Origin of the sequence: Huijunlia imazamoxiresistens (genome assembly GCF_037132455.1) — a bacterium.
Taxonomy (GTDB): Bacteria; Bacteroidota; Bacteroidia; order Chitinophagales; family Chitinophagaceae; genus Flavisolibacter; species Flavisolibacter imazamoxiresistens.
In genome coordinates, this window is the sequence record NZ_JBBBEI010000009.1 from 1 (window position 1) to 16336 (window position 16336).

Annotated in this window: 18 protein-coding genes; 12 read left to right on the top strand and 6 right to left on the bottom strand. The window is 52.2% G+C overall.

From position 1 onward, the window contains the following. The first annotated feature begins 130 nt into the window (after positions 1–130). The 7 genes from V9K67_RS12660 (at position 131) to V9K67_RS12690 (ending at position 4890) form a co-directional block, all read left to right on the top strand. The gene (locus V9K67_RS12660) at positions 131–655 is read left to right on the top strand and encodes a hypothetical protein (RefSeq protein ID WP_336722973.1); all 525 of its coding nucleotides are present in this window, start codon (positions 131–133) and stop codon (positions 653–655) included. 143 nt (positions 656–798) lie between these two features. Next, positions 799–1398, top strand: coding sequence for a hypothetical protein (locus V9K67_RS12665; protein WP_336722976.1), 600 nt, complete (start codon positions 799–801; stop codon positions 1396–1398). 81 nt (positions 1399–1479) lie between these two features. Beyond that, positions 1480–1875 carry a hypothetical protein gene (locus tag V9K67_RS12670; RefSeq protein WP_336722978.1) on the top strand — a complete coding sequence of 132 codons (396 nt, stop codon included), beginning with the start codon at positions 1480–1482 and terminating at the stop codon, positions 1873–1875. A gap of 185 nt (positions 1876–2060) precedes the next feature. After that, entirely contained in the window at positions 2061–2351 is a 291-nt protein-coding gene (locus V9K67_RS12675) for a nucleotidyltransferase family protein (RefSeq protein ID WP_336722980.1), read from the top strand. Continuing rightward, the gene (locus V9K67_RS12680) at positions 2344–2679 is read left to right on the top strand and encodes a HepT-like ribonuclease domain-containing protein (RefSeq protein WP_336722983.1); all 336 of its coding nucleotides are present in this window, start codon (positions 2344–2346) and stop codon (positions 2677–2679) included. Before V9K67_RS12675 ends, V9K67_RS12680 begins: the two co-directional genes overlap by 8 nt. A gap of 254 nt (positions 2680–2933) precedes the next feature. Further along, positions 2934–3500 (top strand): dihydrofolate reductase family protein, encoded by a 567-nt coding sequence (locus tag V9K67_RS12685; protein ID WP_336722985.1) that lies wholly within the window; start codon positions 2934–2936, stop codon positions 3498–3500. Between the two features lie 232 nt (positions 3501–3732). Beyond that, on the top strand, positions 3733–4890 hold the full coding sequence (locus tag V9K67_RS12690) for a hypothetical protein (RefSeq protein ID WP_336722986.1): 1158 nt from the start codon (positions 3733–3735) through the stop codon (positions 4888–4890). Between the two features lie 87 nt (positions 4891–4977). On the opposite strand, the gene V9K67_RS12695 is transcribed toward V9K67_RS12690, so the two are convergent. Further along, a complete protein-coding gene (locus V9K67_RS12695; protein ID WP_336722987.1) occupies positions 4978–6585 on the bottom strand; it encodes a Na+/H+ antiporter in 1608 nt (535 codons plus the stop codon). 108 nt (positions 6586–6693) lie between these two features. Then, on the bottom strand, positions 6694–7545 hold the full coding sequence (locus tag V9K67_RS12700) for an aldo/keto reductase (RefSeq protein ID WP_336722989.1): 852 nt from the start codon (positions 7543–7545) through the stop codon (positions 6694–6696). Positions 7546–7726: 181 nt separating this feature from the next. Here V9K67_RS12700 and V9K67_RS12705 point away from each other — a divergent pair, with 181 nt between their 5' ends. Continuing rightward, positions 7727–7879, top strand: coding sequence for a hypothetical protein (locus tag V9K67_RS12705; protein ID WP_336722990.1), 153 nt, complete (start codon positions 7727–7729; stop codon positions 7877–7879). Continuing rightward, positions 7849–8622: a helix-turn-helix domain-containing protein gene (locus tag V9K67_RS12710; RefSeq protein ID WP_336722992.1), complete on the top strand. Its 774-nt coding sequence runs from the start codon at positions 7849–7851 to the stop codon at positions 8620–8622. The genes V9K67_RS12705 and V9K67_RS12710 overlap by 31 nt, the downstream gene beginning before the upstream one ends. A gap of 70 nt (positions 8623–8692) precedes the next feature. On the opposite strand, the gene V9K67_RS12715 is transcribed toward V9K67_RS12710, so the two are convergent. The 4 genes from V9K67_RS12715 to V9K67_RS12730 form a co-directional block, all read right to left on the bottom strand. Further along, positions 8693–9466 carry a metallophosphoesterase family protein gene (locus V9K67_RS12715; RefSeq protein WP_336722994.1) on the bottom strand — a complete coding sequence of 258 codons (774 nt, stop codon included), beginning with the start codon at positions 9464–9466 and terminating at the stop codon, positions 8693–8695. Further along, entirely contained in the window at positions 9463–10116 is a 654-nt protein-coding gene (locus tag V9K67_RS12720; RefSeq protein WP_336722997.1) for an aquaporin, read from the bottom strand. Before V9K67_RS12720 ends, V9K67_RS12715 begins: the two co-directional genes overlap by 4 nt. After that, a complete protein-coding gene (locus V9K67_RS12725) occupies positions 10113–10952 on the bottom strand; it encodes an arsenite methyltransferase (RefSeq protein WP_336722998.1) in 840 nt (279 codons plus the stop codon). The genes V9K67_RS12720 and V9K67_RS12725 overlap by 4 nt, the downstream gene beginning before the upstream one ends. 99 nt (positions 10953–11051) lie before the next feature. Further along, on the bottom strand, positions 11052–11384 hold the full coding sequence (locus V9K67_RS12730; RefSeq protein ID WP_336723001.1) for an ArsR/SmtB family transcription factor: 333 nt from the start codon (positions 11382–11384) through the stop codon (positions 11052–11054). Positions 11385–11620: 236 nt separating this feature from the next. Between V9K67_RS12730 and V9K67_RS12735 the strand changes: the two genes are divergently transcribed. The 3 genes from V9K67_RS12735 to V9K67_RS12745 all read left to right on the top strand — a co-directional run bounded on the left by V9K67_RS12735 (position 11621) and on the right by V9K67_RS12745 (position 16186). Next, positions 11621–12226 (top strand): FMN-binding negative transcriptional regulator, encoded by a 606-nt coding sequence (locus V9K67_RS12735; protein ID WP_336723004.1) that lies wholly within the window; start codon positions 11621–11623, stop codon positions 12224–12226. Positions 12227–12241: 15 nt separating this feature from the next. Next, positions 12242–12763, top strand: a complete 522-nt coding sequence (locus V9K67_RS12740) for a GNAT family N-acetyltransferase (protein WP_336723006.1) — start codon at positions 12242–12244, stop codon at positions 12761–12763. Between the two features lie 345 nt (positions 12764–13108). Beyond that, positions 13109–16186, top strand: coding sequence for a beta-L-arabinofuranosidase domain-containing protein (locus V9K67_RS12745; protein ID WP_336723008.1), 3078 nt, complete (start codon positions 13109–13111; stop codon positions 16184–16186). Positions 16187–16336: the final 150 nt, after the last annotated feature.

Genomic DNA, 16336 nt, shown 5'->3' on the forward strand with positions numbered 1-16336 from the left:
TGCCGCATAAGGCTTTGTAACGACTTTATTAATCCTTAGATTCGAACAAAACATCAGTTTTTAGACAAACTGACGTTGTAGGCAATTTTTAGGCAGACATTTGCGGGAACTTCAAACAACAAAATTAAAAATGGACAAAGAACTTCAGCTGAACGAATTAATTAAGAGCCATATAGAAATTCAAAAACACAATTTAATAGAATGGAACAGCTTTAGGAACAAGTCTCATATTGGAGCTATCCCATTCGGCAATAAAGATTTACATGGCGACTTTATCTATAATGAAAACAAAATTAATAAAAGGTACTCGCCTTTATTTGAAGCATTAAATGACGAAGGCTATATTCATGACAATTGCCTAATGGATACAGGATATACAACGCTGATAGTTTGCCGAAAAATTGGAGCAACAAAAGGTAATAAAGAGATTTCCTTTAAACATTATAGTAGCTTTACGAAAGTTGAAGGGAAAATTGAAAATAGGTTTTGTGTTTTTCAGGACCCGTTGACAAAACTTTCACAGCACGGACATTTCGATATACTTGGCATATATCCAACCGCTGATGAGGCGCAAACTTTTTCCCTGCATTTTACGAGGTCTGAGGAAATTTCAACCGTAATAGCAAAAATAAAGTTTTGTATCACTTGGCACTAAGCAATTCAAACCGCCTACAACATCGGCTTGCCAAAATACGGGCTTGCGAACCTCCGCTGATCTAATTATACATACTGCGCAACAAAGCAAAGGTTTGGCTAAAATGCTTTGAATTCCCGTACTTCTACAAGCCATTGGACGTTATGGGCAACCTTATGCAACCAGTTTTATTGCTTATCATATTTTTCTTTATAGTTAATTTTCAGGAACACCACTTCCAGGGACGAAAAGTGACGCTAAATGATATTACTTGGACATTTGTAATTCCTGAGCCCTTACATTTCTCCGACTCTTTATTCGATAAAAATGGCAACATCAAACCTGAAAAATGGACGCAGAGCGGAGAGCCCTTCTCCTTTGACTTGTTTTCAATTAATAATGGCAACAAGGGCTCTATCGGGGCTTTTCTTAGGAAAGACACGCTAAGTGCTAAACAATGGGAGGACGACTTAAGAAAGGACGCTACATGGTATTTTGAATCTGTCAGTCAGCTTCCTACTAAAAGGTTGCTTGATTCAGCCTATAGCAGCGAAGTTTTCAATCAACAAACCTATAAAAGACAGTACATTAAATACTTTGATGCTAAAAGGAAAGACACCGTGTTTTTATTTCATTACTTTACCAGGTGCAAGGCGAAGCAAAAGAATCTAAACCTAACTCTTGATATTAGCTTTGCTTTTACTGACTCCTGTTATGGACATAAGTATTTTGAGTTGGTAAACAGTTCTAACTTTTCCGACTGATGCGCATAACAATAGCTTTGTAAAAGTTGGGCTGAAGAACTATTTTTCAACATGAAATCAATATTAAACTGAGGTGCTAAAATGAGGCTGAAGGAACTCAGAATGCCCAACCTTCACAAAGCTCCTCGACGTTATGGGCAACTCCAACAGTCATTAAGTTCAATGATAAAAGATTTGACAATTCAACAACGTCAATTAGCAGGCTTCATGGGTGACATTTCCGAACGTTGCTATTATGCAGGTTGGATGCAAGGCTTAGAATATGTTTTATGGGATGCTTTGTTGCATGGACAAAGGCAATATGGTCATGGTACCATTTCTCAGAAAGAAATAAAGGCTTTGGAAATATTTTCTAACGCAGCTAACGCCTGGATAGTCTTTGATGGCGAGAAAGAAGAAACGGCTATAGATTTACAGGAATGGAAAAAGAAGTTCCGGCAAGATATTGAGCAAAATCCTGGGCTTCTTAAAGGTTAATAAGATGCCTGTGATATGATCCTGGCCAAAACAGGCCTTAGGGAAATATTGTAAATTCAGACCATTGTTCAGCAGAGGCGTAAAGGTGGAGCTATATCTTTCTAAATGCCATGGCCCCAGGCTTTTCGCCAAATCCCTCTACGTTAAGGATAATTGGGTTTATTGATTTTTCATATATTTGGAACATGGGACAGCTCGCCGACATCAGAAAAGTTTTGGAACAGCTTAAACCAGAATTGGCTCGAAAATACCATGTCCAGACCATTGGTCTGTTTGGCTCCGTAGTCAGGGATGACTTTTCGCCAAACAGTGACGTTGATATCCTTGTAGATTTTGACCGGCCCATTGGCGTGGAATTTATTGATCTGGCTGATTACATAGAGCAGCAATTGCAGTATAAGGTTGACCTAGTTTCAAGAAGGGGTATCAAAGACAAATACTTTAAAGCAATAGAAAGGGAAATTGTTTATGTCTAAACGTGATCCCAGGCTTTTAGTTGGCGACATACTCGATAGTGCTAATAAAATATTGGCTTATACGGAAGGCTTAAGCTTTGAGCAATTTTCAGCTGACAGCAAAACTATTGACGCCGTTATACGGAACTTTGAAATCATTGGCGAAGCGGCCAACAGGCTTCCGGAAGAATTTAAGGAACAATATTCCTCTATTGATTGGCGCCGGATCCGGGGATTTAGAAACCGCATTGTGCATGACTATTTTGGGATAGATTACACGATTGTTTGGACAATTAAGGAAACATTTCTGCCTGATTTAATATTGCAATTGAAGCAAATTGATTGGTAGTTGTTGAAGGTGCCCATAACAGCGGCTTGCTGCTATGCTGGCTGGATGAATAAATCATCGAATTTTGCCCTCTATTCCTCCGTAGCTCCGGCTGGACGTTATGAATTGAGCAATGAAACAAATTCTGTACTTTAATTTTTAATCGGCTGCGGTTTGGGCTGACTCAACGCGAATTGCCAGCACAGAAGGAAGCCGTTGAACGTTAGCGGTCATTGTAGCAGAACCCACGAAAACAGACTCACAAAAAAGAGAATTTGAAAAAGGTAATTGCAGCCATCAATATGACGCTTGACGGGTTTTGCGACCATACCTCAGGTGTCCCTGACGAAGAAATACATCAACATTATGCCGACCTGTTGCGAAGCGCTGGTACCGCTTTATATGGCAGGATAACCTACCAGCTTATGGAATTCTGGCGAACCGTGCTGGATAATCCCACAGGCGATAAAGCAATGGACGACTTTGCAGCCGCAATAGACAACACCCCTAAGATCGTCTTTTCCCGCATACTGAAAAATGTAGATTGGAAAACTGCGAAATTAGCCGGTCAGGACCTTGAGCAAGAAGTTTTGGAACTCAAACAGCAACCGGGTAAAGACGTTTTCGTGTGCAGTCCGAGCTTGATCGTCGCTTTGACGAAACTTAATTTGATAGACGAATATCAACTTTGCGTTCACCCTGTTATCGCAGGCAGCGGTTTGCCGTTATTTAAAAACATCAGCGAAAAAATTACGCTTAAACTGATAAAGACCAAAACGTTTAGCAGTGGTGCCGTCATTCTTTATTATGAACCGGCAAACGAAAGAATAACGAACCGCTAACAGCGCAGGAAACCTATTTTCCCAAACCGGACAAGAGGACCTTAGATGTTGATTCCATCTTCCTACAGCGGGAGTTGTTTTTTGATCCCACTATATATTGATGGATAGCGACAGAAAAGGCCATCCAGGGCAGGCGATTGCGCTGCATCTCTTTAAAACACCCCCTCAAACTTTATCTTTCTTTTCTGTTTTACCAACGGTTGCTGGCTTCAATATTGATGAAGGCTTTTTTATGAAAAGCATGCTTTTATCCCTCCTCACCTGCTTGCTGCTGGCGGTTACCCTGCAGGCACAGCAGGCAAAAGGCCGGTTGGACATACAACTCCATAAAAACATCCTGCAACCGGGTGATTCGTTATCGGTAAGGGTGGATTACAAAGATGGTGGCGGCCAAAAGGCGTCCCTGGCTACGCTGGAACTGATAATTGAAAACGAACAGGGGCTGCGCACCCGCCTCCGTTGGCCCCTGATCAACGGCCAGGCTTCCGGCGCCCTGTATCTGCCCGATTCGCTGCCCCGTGGCAAATACATATTGCTTGCCGGTTTACAGCAACGGTTCTTTGAGGTGATCGGCAAAGTACAGAACGCCGGGAACAGCGGCAGCATACAAGCCCTGCTCCTCACCAAAACCGGCGACTGGGACGAGCAGGAAGTGCCCGTGGCGCCGGACGGCACCTTTGCCATCCGTAACTGGTTGTTTGAAGACAATGCATTGATGGCTTTTTCCGCAACAAAGAACCCTAATAAGCCGCTGGATATCCTTATCCGTACCCAACTCGATTCCAGCTCTACTCCGTTGGCGGTGGCCGGCCGGGCATTTTACATAGGTAACCCGCCAGCAACGGTGCGGTCCACCCTCCACCAGCCTGTGGAAACCACTGAGGCGGTTTTTGCAGACCGGGGAAGGGTACTACCCGCAGTAGTGGTCAGGAGTACCGCCAAAAGCCCGGCACAGCAGTTCAACGAAAAAAATGTGAGCAGCTTGTTCCGCTCGGGCGACGAGCGGCTGGTGAGCGTTATGGACGACCCCAGCGCGCCTGGTTTTCCCAATATTTTCGCTTACCTGCAGGGCCGCGTTGCCGGTCTGCAAATAGAACCGGCAGGTGCCAATGACGGTATGGTTAGGTGGCGGGGCAGCCCTGTAACCTTTTTCATGGATGAAGTACGCACATCCGCCCAACAGGTTGCCGGCATCCCCATGACAGACATTGCCATTGTAAAAGCCTATCCCCCGCCTTTCGTTGGCGCTCCCGGGGGCGGTGGCGGCATTGCCATTTATACGCGCAGGGGCGGCGAAGCAAGTTCCCTTCCTCCCAATAGCCAGGTGTTTAAAGTAAGGGGCTACACTCCATCGGCCACGGTGCTGAACATGAACAAGCTAAGCATGTAAACTATATAGAAAAAGAAATCAAAATCCCCCCGGCCGGAGGGGATTTTTTTTAAGGCGTTGCGGATTTCGTCGGTTACGGCCTCCTGATTATCCAACGCGGCGGGACAGCTTTTCCCGGAGCTTTAGTTCCTCCAAATCCACCAGGGAAAGGTATTTGCGGATCAACTCCTCATCGAATTCGGCAGAGCGGTTCATTTCGCCCAGCCGCCGCCGCTGCCGCTCCAGGAGCTCCAGGTAAATGCCTTCAAAACGTTTTAAGGAATCTTCCCTTGCCCCATTGCCATCATTCCCATCCAGCAGTTGCAGGTCTGTTTGTTGCCGCGCATACAAACTTTTTACATAGGGATTCTGCCGGCATTCCTCCACATACCCCTCTTCCAGGAACTGCAGGGAGACCTGTGCGATCTTCTTTTGAATGATCAGCTCCTGTTCTTCTTCCGGCAGGGTGGCATACTTGTCCCCCAGGTTGATTTTCCGGATCAGCCAGGGAAGGGTGATGCCCTGGAACACCAGGGTGACCAGGATCACGATAAACGTAATAAAAAGGATCAGGTTGCGGTACGGGAACGGCTGCCCCCCGGGAAGGAGCAGCGGTACCGAAAGGGCTGCGGCCAGGGATACCACCCCCCGCATGCCGGCCCAACCCAGGATCACGGGGCCTTTCCACCCGGGATTGGCGTCGGCCACCGTAATAAAATGGCTGGCCAGCCGGGTGAACTGGGCTGCCCCAAAGGTGCACAACAGCCGGCAGGCGATCAGCACCCCGGAAATAGCCAGCCCATACCCGATCGCCGTACCTAGGCCTATGGCGCCGAGTTGCCCCGTAATGGAAGGCAGTTGCAGCCCGATCAGCAAAAAGACCAGTCCGTTCAGCACAAACACCAGGTTGGTCCAGACATTGACGCTCTGGATGCGGCCCTGGTAAGTGAGGATATGCTGGCGCCTGCTGGAGAGGAACAGCCCGCCGCTGACCACGGCCAGCACACCCGAAAAATGGAAATGCTCCGCGGCGTAATACATGCAATAAGGCGCCACCAGCGTCAGCACGATCTCGATGCTGGCCGTGGTGGGCAGCCACCGGTGCACGACGTAGAACAGGGTGGCCACGGCCAGGCCGATCAGGATGCCCATGAAAATGACGCCGAAAAAGCTGGCGGCCGCCTGCTGAAAATAGAACTGCCCGGTAACCACGGCCGCCAGGGCAAACCGAAAGACAATAAGGGAGGAGGCATCGTTGAGCAGGCTTTCCCCTTCGATGATGCTGACCATGGACTTCGGCACTTTCACGCCCCGCATGATGGTGGTGGCGGAAACCGCGTCCGGCGGGGAGATGATGCCGCCCAGCAGGAAGCCCAGCGCCAGGGTAAAACCGGGGATCAACGCCCGGGACACCAGGGCAACGACGCAGGAGGTAAGGATCACGATGGGAAACGCAAAGCTGGTGATCACCCGCCGCCACTTCCAGAATTCCTTCCAGGAGGTTTGCCAGGCCGCTTCATACAGCAGGGGCGGCAGAAAAATAAGGAAGACCAGCTCCGGGTCAATGGTGATGCCGGAAAACCGGGCCGTAAGGCTGAGTGCCAATCCGCCCAGGACCAGCACGATGGGGTACGCCAGCCGGAGCTTTTGTGCCAGCATCACCAGCGCCAGGATAATGAGGATAAGAAAAACGTATTGGATAAACAGTTCCTGCATGTAGAAGTAAATATGAATAAAAATAACAAAAGCCCCGGTGGGGGCTTTTGAAAGGGAGCGCCTATTTTCCTGGTTGACGAACAAGCCGGAATCACTGTACCCATAGGCTTAAATTTCAAATGTTACCTCCCCCAGCCATTTTACGGTGGCCGGATCGCGGTGGTCCAAAAAGAGGCTTACCTCCTGGTCCAGCGTTTTGATCGCCTCCATGTCTTCCCCGCTGAGCTGAAAGTCGAAGAGGTGGAAGTTCTCCACGATCCTTTCCGGGCGGACGGATTTCGGAATGGCCACGACGCCCCGTTGGGTGAGCCAGCGCAGGACCACCTGGGCAACCGTCTTTTGGTATTTGGCTGCGAGGGACACCAGGAGCTCGTTTTCAAACATGTGGTTTTTGCCCTCGGCAAAAGGCCCCCAGGACTGGAGCTGAACGCCCTGCTGCTGCAGGAACGCCGCCGTTTTTAGCTGCTGGCAGAACGGGTGGGTTTCAACCTGGTTCACCGCAGGCACCACCTCGTTGTGCACGACCAGGTCCATGAGCCGGTCGGGCTGGAAGTTGCTCACCCCGATGGCCCGGACCCGGCCTTCCCACAACAGGTCTTCCAGGGCCCGCCAGGAACCATGCACATCCCCGAAGGGCTGGTGGATGAGGTACAGGTCCAGGTACTCCAGCCCCAGGCGCTGCAGGGACTTTTCAAAAGCCTTCCGGGCCTTTTCATACCCGGCATCCTGGACCCACAGCTTGGTGGTCACAAAGATCTCTTCGCGGGGCAGGCCGCTTCTTTCGATCGCCCGGCCTACGGCTGCTTCATTCCCATAGGCAGCCGCGGTATCGATCAGGCGATAGCCCGTTTGCAGCGCAGCAGACACGCTTCTTTCGCATTCTTCGGCTTCCGGTATCTGGAAAACGCCAAAGCCCAGAACGGGCATTTCCACGCCATTATTCAAGACAACTTTTTCCATAATTTTTCGGGATTCTTATTTTTTGTTTTGTCGATCGGTTGGACAGGGCAAAGCTCCGCCGCCTTTTTCAGGGAAGGGCGATACCCATTACTGTTTTTCCAACCAATATCACTGGTGGAAGCCTGCGGAACGGGTGAACGACCGGGGAAGCGGTACCTTTGAAGCCGTGAATACGAAGGATATGGATAAGCTATTGGCATTCGATACCATTGCCCAATACAATGCCTACAACAACCACGAAACGCTGCATCCGCTGGTCAGCGTCCTGGACCTCTCCAAAGCGGCGCCGAGGCAGCGATACGGATGCGCCTGGGTTTTTATGTGGTCGTTTTAAAACAGGTCAAATGTGGCGACCTGCAGTATGGGCGGCATTATTATGACTACCAGGAAGGCACGCTGGTGTTCCTGGGACCGGGACAGGTAATCGGTATTGAGAATGACGGCGAGCTGTACCAGCCCCAGGGGCATGCCCTGGCGTTTCACCCGGACCTGATCCATGGCACTTCCCTGGGCCGCCATATCCAGGACTATACTTTTTTCAGCTACCATGTAAACGAGGCGCTGCATTTATCCGAACGGGAAAGGAAAATGGTGCTGGACAGTTTTTCAAAAATCCAGTATGAGCTGGAACAGGCGGTGGACAAGCACAGTAAAAAGCTGATCGTCACCAACATCGAGCTGTTCCTGAACTATTGCGTCCGGTTCTACGACCGGCAGTTCATTACCCGGGACAATGCGCATAAAGGGGTGCTGGAGCGATTCGAGCGGTTGCTGCATGAATATTTCGGGTCGGACGCCCCGCAGACGGCAGGCCTGCCCTCCGTGAAATACTGCGCCGACCAACTGCATTTGTCCGCCAATTATTTCGGCGACCTGGTAAAAAAGGAAACCGGCAAATCCGCACAGGAGTATATCCAGCTGAAGTTGATCGATGTGGCGAAGGAAAAGATATTCGACCCGGGCAAGTCGGTCAGCGAGGTCGCCTATGAGCTGGGATTCAAATACCCGACGCATTTCAGCCGGCTGTTCAAGCAGCGCACGGGATATACGCCCAATGAATACCGGATGCTCAATTGACCGACATTTAAAAGTAAAATAGGTGCGGAGGAGTTAAGCCAGTTGATTCTTTGCTTACCTCCTCCGGCCTTTAATAAGCTTTCCGCAGCATATCGGCAAATTCGGCCGGCAGCGGGCTTTCTTCAATGGCTTTCGCAGCTTGCTCCACGTCATAGTCAAAGCGTACGAACTCCACCTGCACCGTTTCCTTGTTCCCAATGGCGCTGTCGGCGTTGATGGTCAGCAGCACGTAACAGCCACGTGCATCTCCGTCCTTGGGCTTACCCACCGAACCGATGTTGACGGCATGGCGGTAATGCGGCTGCTCCTGCGGCTCCGTGGGCAGCACCCGGTGGTAGGGCTTGTGGGTATGCCCGAAGCAAAGGATATCGGCATCGGCTTCTTCCATAATGCGCAGCAGGCTTTTTTCTTCCCGTTCCTCAAACAGGTATTCGTTGATCTTGCGCGGGCTGCCGTGCACCAGCAACAAATTCAGCTTGTCGTTGTTCAACTGGAACGCTACCCGGATGTGGGCCGGCAGGGTGCGCAGGTACCGGCGTTCGTCGGGCCGCACGGCTGCATCGGTAAAGGCGATGGATCGCTGACCCAGGTCCTTATCCTTGTCGGTCTTGTAGGCGCAGCCGCATTCGCCTGTCATCAGGCCGATGCCCTGGTCGTAATTGCCGGCAATGGTGGGGATGCGCCGGCGGCGGATCTCGTTGATCACTTCGTTGGGCCATACGTTGTAGCCCACCAGGTCGCCCAGGCAGTAAACGGCATCGGGCTGTTGTTCGTCGATACTTTTCAAACAAGCCTCCAGCGCGGGCAGGTTGGCGTGGATGTCGCTGAATAAGGCAATTTTCATTTTTGTTGGGGGTTATAAGTTAAGTATTTCCATACGGGAATGGCCGCTACGGCTCCCGCAGTGGGGGCGGTCAGGTAGATCCAGAGGGAGGCGGTATGGCCGGACACCAGGGCGGGCGCCAGGGAGCGGGCGGGGTTCATGGAGGCGCCGCAAACGGGACCGGCAAACATCGCCTCCAGCAGTACCGTTGCGCCTATGGCCAGGCCGGCAAACAGCCCCTGCTCCTTGCTGCCGGTAGCCACGTTTATGATCACCAGCATCAGGAAAAACGTGAGCAGGAATTCCAGCACGAACGACTGCAGGTCGGTTCCGGCCGGCAGGGTAGCGCCCAGCAGCGGGTTTTGCGGAAACAGGAAGCGCAGGGTCAGGCTCGCCAGCAGGGCGCCGGCCACCTGGCTCAGCGCATAGGGAACGACTTCCCTCCAGGGAAACCGCCCCGCCACGGCAAAGGCAATGCTTACCGCGGGGTTCAGGTGTGCCCCCGATATGCCGCCCAGGGTATAGATCATGGCCATGACAATGAAGCCGAAGGTCATAGCAACGCCCACATGGGTCACCACCCCTCCGCTTTCCTGGTTGATGACGATGGCGCCGGTGCCGCAAAAGACCAGGGCAAAGGTGCCGAGTAATTCAGCCGTATATTTTCTCATGACGGGCAACAGCCGGGTTCGCAACAGGTATTTGGTTTCTCGGCATAGACGGTAATGCTGTAAATGCCCGTACCGGAAGCTTTGAAGGCGGCGATCTGGCCGGCATCCAGGTAAGCGGCCAGGATATCATCCGGCAGGTTGATTTGCTTTTCCTTTTGCAGGGTGATGTTCTGGAAACCGTTGCCTTCAATCAGCTCCAGGTATACCTGCTTTTGAATGGCACCGGACACGCAGCCGGCGTACATTTCCGCGGCGCTGCGGATGTCATCGGGAAGGTTGCCCTCCAGCACGATATCGGAGATGCTGAAGTGGCCGCCGGGCTTGAGCACGCGGTAGATCTCTTTAAAGACACCGTCCTTGTTGGGCACCAGGTTGAGTACGCAGTTGGAGACGATCACGTCGGCCACATTCGCGGTCAGGGGCATTTTTTCAATATCGCCCTGGCGGAACTCCACATTGTTGAAGCCCCGTTTTTCCGCATGGGCCCGGGCTTTTTCGATCATGGCGGGGGTAAAGTCGATGCCGATCACCTTGCCGGTTGCGCCGGTTTCGTGGCGGGCGACAAAGGCATCGTTGCCGGCACCGCTGCCCAGGTCGATTACCACATCCCCCTTTTTGATTCGGGCGAATTGGGTGGGCAGGCCGCAGCCCAGCCCCAGATCGGCGTCCGGGTGATAGCCTTCCAGCTGGTGGTAGTCATCGGCCATGATATTGTATACGTCGGTGCTGCAGCAGCCCGACCCGCAGCAGGACGACTGGTTGGTTTGCTTATCCTGGAGGGCAATTTCAGCATACTTCTGCCGCACCATTTCTTTGAGCTGTTCCTGGGTTTGCATGGTTGACTATTTTAGGATGAAGAAATAAAGTTCCTGCAAGGGGGGTAGTTTACCCATAATTATTACATTGCAATATTGCAATGATAAAAGCCAAAAAAATCAGCAGCAACGGCTGCCTGTTGCCTTGTAAGAGGCAAAAAAGTTTGCTACCAGGTCTTTACAGAGCTTCCAGTGCTGCTCATCGATGCAATAGCAAACGGAAGTTCCTTCCACGGTGCCTTTGATCAGGCCGGCACTTTTCAGTTCCTTGAGGTGCTGGGAGATGGTCGCCTGGGCCAGTCCCAGCTCTTCTACCAGGTCGCTGCAGATGCAGGCATTGGCCTTGATCAGCTCCTGCAGGATGGCAATGCGGGCCGGGTGGGCCAGCGCCTTCATCAGCTGCGCCAGCTGGTTTTGCTCTTTGGTAAATTTTTCGGATTTGGTAACACCCATAATTACATTGCAATATTACGATGATCCGGCAATAAAAAAAACAGGGCCCCCAAAATATTTTATGCTCCCTCCTTACCCCGCCACGATCGGAACAGGCCGGCAATTTTTTTGGCCTGTTCTGATAATCCCATCAGGAAATAAATTTGTAGCACTGAAGCGTAAAGATCTAAAGAAGGACCGGCGGTACCGGCAGGAATAAAACATTAAAAAAAACCGCTCTTATAAAAAATGTAAGTATGTACACACCCAATGGCTTCCGGTTTCCGGACGAAGCGGAAAAAATAGCTTTTATGAAGCAATACAGTTTCGCAACGATAATCACCAATAAAGGCGCTCTTCCCCTGGCGACCCAGCTGCCGTTCTTTATCGACGACCGTTCGGACCGATTGGTCCTCAGCGCTCATTTTGCCCGTGCCAACGAGCAGGCCCAATATATTGAGGCCAACACCTCCCTGGTCGTATTTGCCGGGCCGCATGCCTATATCTCCCCGGTACATTACGACAGGCGGGAAAGCGTACCTACCTGGGATTACCTGGCGGTACACGCTTATGGAAAAGCGAAAATTATGGAAGAGGAATCTTCCAGGCTTAAAGCCCTGGAACAGATGATCCGTTTCTATGAACCGGGCTACCTGGAACAATGGAACAGCCTCCCGGATACATTCAAACAGGGAATGATAAAGGGTATTGTCGCCTTTGAGCTGGAGGTAACCGACTTGCAGGGGCAAAAGAAATTAAGCCAGAATAAATCCGCAGCAGAGCGGCACCGGATTATGGAGCATTTGGAAAAAAGTGCGCATACTCATGAACAAGACATCGCCGCCTACATTAAAAACTTATAATGGAACCGGAAGCGTATGGAAAATATAACCATCAAAAGAGTCACGGCCAACGATATTGACCAATTGCAACAAGTGGGAAGGCAAACCTTTTTCGAGACCTTTTCCGCCGGGAACACCGAGGAGAACATGCAGCAATATTTGGAAGAACGCTTTTCCCTGGAGCAACTGGCTGCCGAATGGAACAACCCTCACTCGGAATTTTATTTTGCCGCACTGGACGATAAGGTCCTCGGTTATTTAAAACTGAACGCCGGGCCGGCACAAACAGAGCTAAAAGACGACCGTGCGCTGGAAATCGAGCGGATCTATGTGCTAAAAGAATTTCATGGAAAACAGGTGGGCCAATTGCTGTATGAAAAGGCCCTGCAAATCGCCCGGCAGCGAAACGCCCGGTATGTTTGGCTAGGGGTATGGGAAGAAAACCCCAGGGCCATAAATTTTTATAAGAAGAACGGCTTCCTGGAGTTTGACCGGCATATTTTTAAATTAGGCAGCGAGGAGCAGACCGATATACTGATGAAAAAAATTTTGGAATAATGCGTTTGATCCGTGCGGGCAGGCACATATGGTACCCTTTATTTTACACTCCCCTTCATCTTGCCGGCATACAACCTGCTTACCACCGCTTCCCGGGAGACCGACCAGCTCAGTAAGGCTTCCAGCAGCTCCGCCAGGCTTCGGGCCGGTAACCCGGCCTTACGGGCGGAAGTTATTAGTAAACGGGATACCTGTTAATATCAGGTGATTACCGGCTAAAATAGGTTGATAGCACCAAGCGGAACCTTCCTAGTTTTATGGGGAATTCTCCCTGAAAATTACCCCGGGAGGTGAATAGGGGGGAGCAAACATAACCTTAATGATCAAGAGGATGTAAACATGAAAATGTACAAAGTATTCTTGCGCGTCAGCCTGTTCGTTGCGGTTTTGAGCCAGGGCGGAAACACCGCTGCCCAGGCACAAAACGGGGACCAGATACTGGACGGGATCGGCGAAACCGAAATGATTGCCCGCTATGTGTTTAACGGAGATGTCCGGGACTGGTCCCGCAATAATCTGCACGCCCGGTTCCAGGGCGCCGAAGCCCCGTTTGTCCAGGACAACCGGTTTGGAAAGGTGTTGTCGCTTTCCGGGGAGCACAATGCGTTTGTGACGATCCCGGGAGAAGCGCTGACCGACCTGGAATCGCTCAGCATATCCGGGTGGATCTACCTGCGCTCCAACCAACCCGGCCAGCGCTTCTTTGACTTCGGAAGGAGTGCCGCCAAACATTTTTTTGCGGCCCCCGCCGGCACAAAGGCCCAGGAAGGCTACCAGGCCCTGATCACAACGGAAAAAGGCAATAAAAAAGGCGCGGTGGCCCCGGCAATCGAAACGAACAAGTGGGTGCACCTGGCCATCGTGATCGATATCCCTTCCAAAACCATGGTCACCTATGTCGACAACAAGCGGGTCGGCGAAACCCGGGACATCCCGCTGGAATTAACCGATGTCTTCGGCCAGCAGCCGGGAGAAAAGCTGCTCTATATCGGCAAATCGCTGCTGCCGGGAGATCCCAACCTGAATGCCCTGGTCCATGATTTCCGGATCTACCGTGTTTCCCTGAGCAGCGGGCAGGTGGCCGGCATTTATAACCATGCCCAAAGCGGCAGGGGCCTCAATGCCGGCGCGGTAAATACCGGACGCCGGCGCGTGGAGGAGGACCTCCCCCGCTTTTCGCCCACCGAGGCACGGCTGTATAACACCTACCTGGCCCAGGTATCCGACGTGGCAGTGGAAACGGAAGTAGGAAACCTGCCGCGGCTGCCCAGTTACGTACCGGGAACCTACACGAATAAAATGAACGGCAAAGGCCCGCAAGTACGGGTGCTGTGGCCGGCCGCCACCGACAACAGCGCCGTGCTGCAACCCGGACGCTACACCATAACCGGACGGGTGGCCGGAACTCCCTTTCAGCCGAAGGCGGTGGTCACCGTAAAAGCGCCAGGGAAAACCGCTACGCCTGCGGTAAAGCTGGAAACCTTTGACCTGAACCAGGTAGCCCTGAAAACCGATGCACACGGCCACGAGACCAAATTTGTCGAAAACCGCGATAAGTTCATCCGGACACTGGCGACCACCGATCCGAACTCCTTTCTCTATATGTTCCGCCATGCGTTTGGCCAGCAACAGCCCGAAGGCGCAAAACCCCTGGGCGTCTGGGACAGCCGCGACACCAAGTTGAGGGGGCATGCCACCGGCCACTACCTGACGGCCATTGCACAGGCCTATGCCGGCACCGGGTACGACAAGGCGCTCCAGGCCAATTTTGCCGGCAAGATGGAGTATATGGTCAATACGCTCTACGCGTTGTCCCAACTGTCCGGAAAGGCGAAAGAAGCCGGCGGCACGCAGGTGTCCGACCCGGGGGCGGTGCCGTACGGTCCCGGCAAATCCGCTTTTGATTCCGACCTCAGCGATGCGGGCATCCGCACCGATTACTGGAACTGGGGAACAGGATTCATCAGCGCTTATCCGCCGGACCAGTTTATCATGCTGGAAAACGGCGCCAGGTACGGCGGGCAGAAAAACCAGGTGTGGGCTCCGTATTATACCCTGCACAAGATCCTGGCCGGCTTGATGGACGTGTATGAAGTGAGCGGCAATAAAAAAGCCCTCGCCGTCGCTTCCGGCATGGGCGACTGGGTCTATACCCGCCTGAGCAAAGTGCCCACCGATACGCTGATAAAAATGTGGAATACCTACATCGCCGGGGAGTTTGGCGGCATGAACGAGGCCATGGCCCGCATGTACCGGATGACCGGCAAACAGGAGCACCTGAAGACAGCGCAGCTATTTGACAACATCCGGGTGTTCTTCGGCGATACCGCCCATGTGCACGGGCTGGCCAAAAACGTGGACCTTTTCCGCGGGCTGCATGCCAACCAGCACATCCCGCAAATCGTCGGCAGCATCGAAATGTACCGGGTCTCCAATAATCCCGAATACTACAAAGTGGCCGATAACTTCTGGTACAAGATGGTCAACGACTACATGTACAGCATCGGCGGAGTAGCGGGTGCCCGTAATCCCAATAATGCGGAATGCTTTATTGCGCAGCCGGGCACCTTGTACGAGAACGGCTTTGCCGCCGGGGGGCAGAACGAGACCTGCGCCACCTACAATATGCTGAAGCTGACCAGCAACCTGTTCCTCTTCGACCAGCGGGCAGAGTTCATGGACTTTTACGAGCGGGCGCTGTACAACCATATCCTGGCTTCCGTAGCCGAGAACAGTCCCGCCAATACCTACCACGTGCCGTTGCGGCCGGGGGCCGTCAAGCAATTCGGCAACCCGAACATGACCGGCTTTACCTGCTGCAACGGCACCGCCATCGAAAGCAGTACCAAGCTGCAACATTCCATTTACTTCAAAAGCAGGGACAACCAGGCGCTTTATGTGAACCTGTTCATCCCCTCCACGCTGGAATGGACCGAGCGCAAGGTACGCGTGGAGCAGACCACCGACTTTCCGAAGGAAGACCAGACCCGCCTGACCATCAGGGGCGGCGGCAAATTTGACCTCCAGGTGCGGGTGCCGGGCTGGGCCACCAAAGGGTTTTTTGTAAAAATCAACGGCAAAGAGCAAAAGCTCCAGGCTAAGCCGGGCAGTTATGTGAAAATAAGCCGTGTATGGAAAGACGGCGACGTTGTCGAATTGAAAATGCCCTTCCAGTTTCACCTGGACCCGGTTATGGACCAGCCGAACATTGCCAGCCTGTTTTACGGACCGGTACTGCTGGCCGCCCAGGAGCCCGAAGCCCGGAAAGAATGGCGGAAGGTCACCCTGGACGCGGAAGATATCGGCAAGTCCATCAAAGGCGATCCGCAGCAGTTGCAGTTCACCATCGATGACGTGGTGCTGAAACCCTTTTATGAAACCTACGGGCGTCATTCCGTTTACCTGGATGTGACGCTGCAATAGCCCCGGGGCCAAAAACCCTGACGGCCTGTTCCGCAACACTGCTCCGGGGTGACGCAAGCGCCACCCCGGAGCAGTTTCGTTTTGCAGCCATGCATGCAACCGGATTTTTCCCGCGATAAAAGGGGTGCCGAAGATCTGCCTCACTTCAAA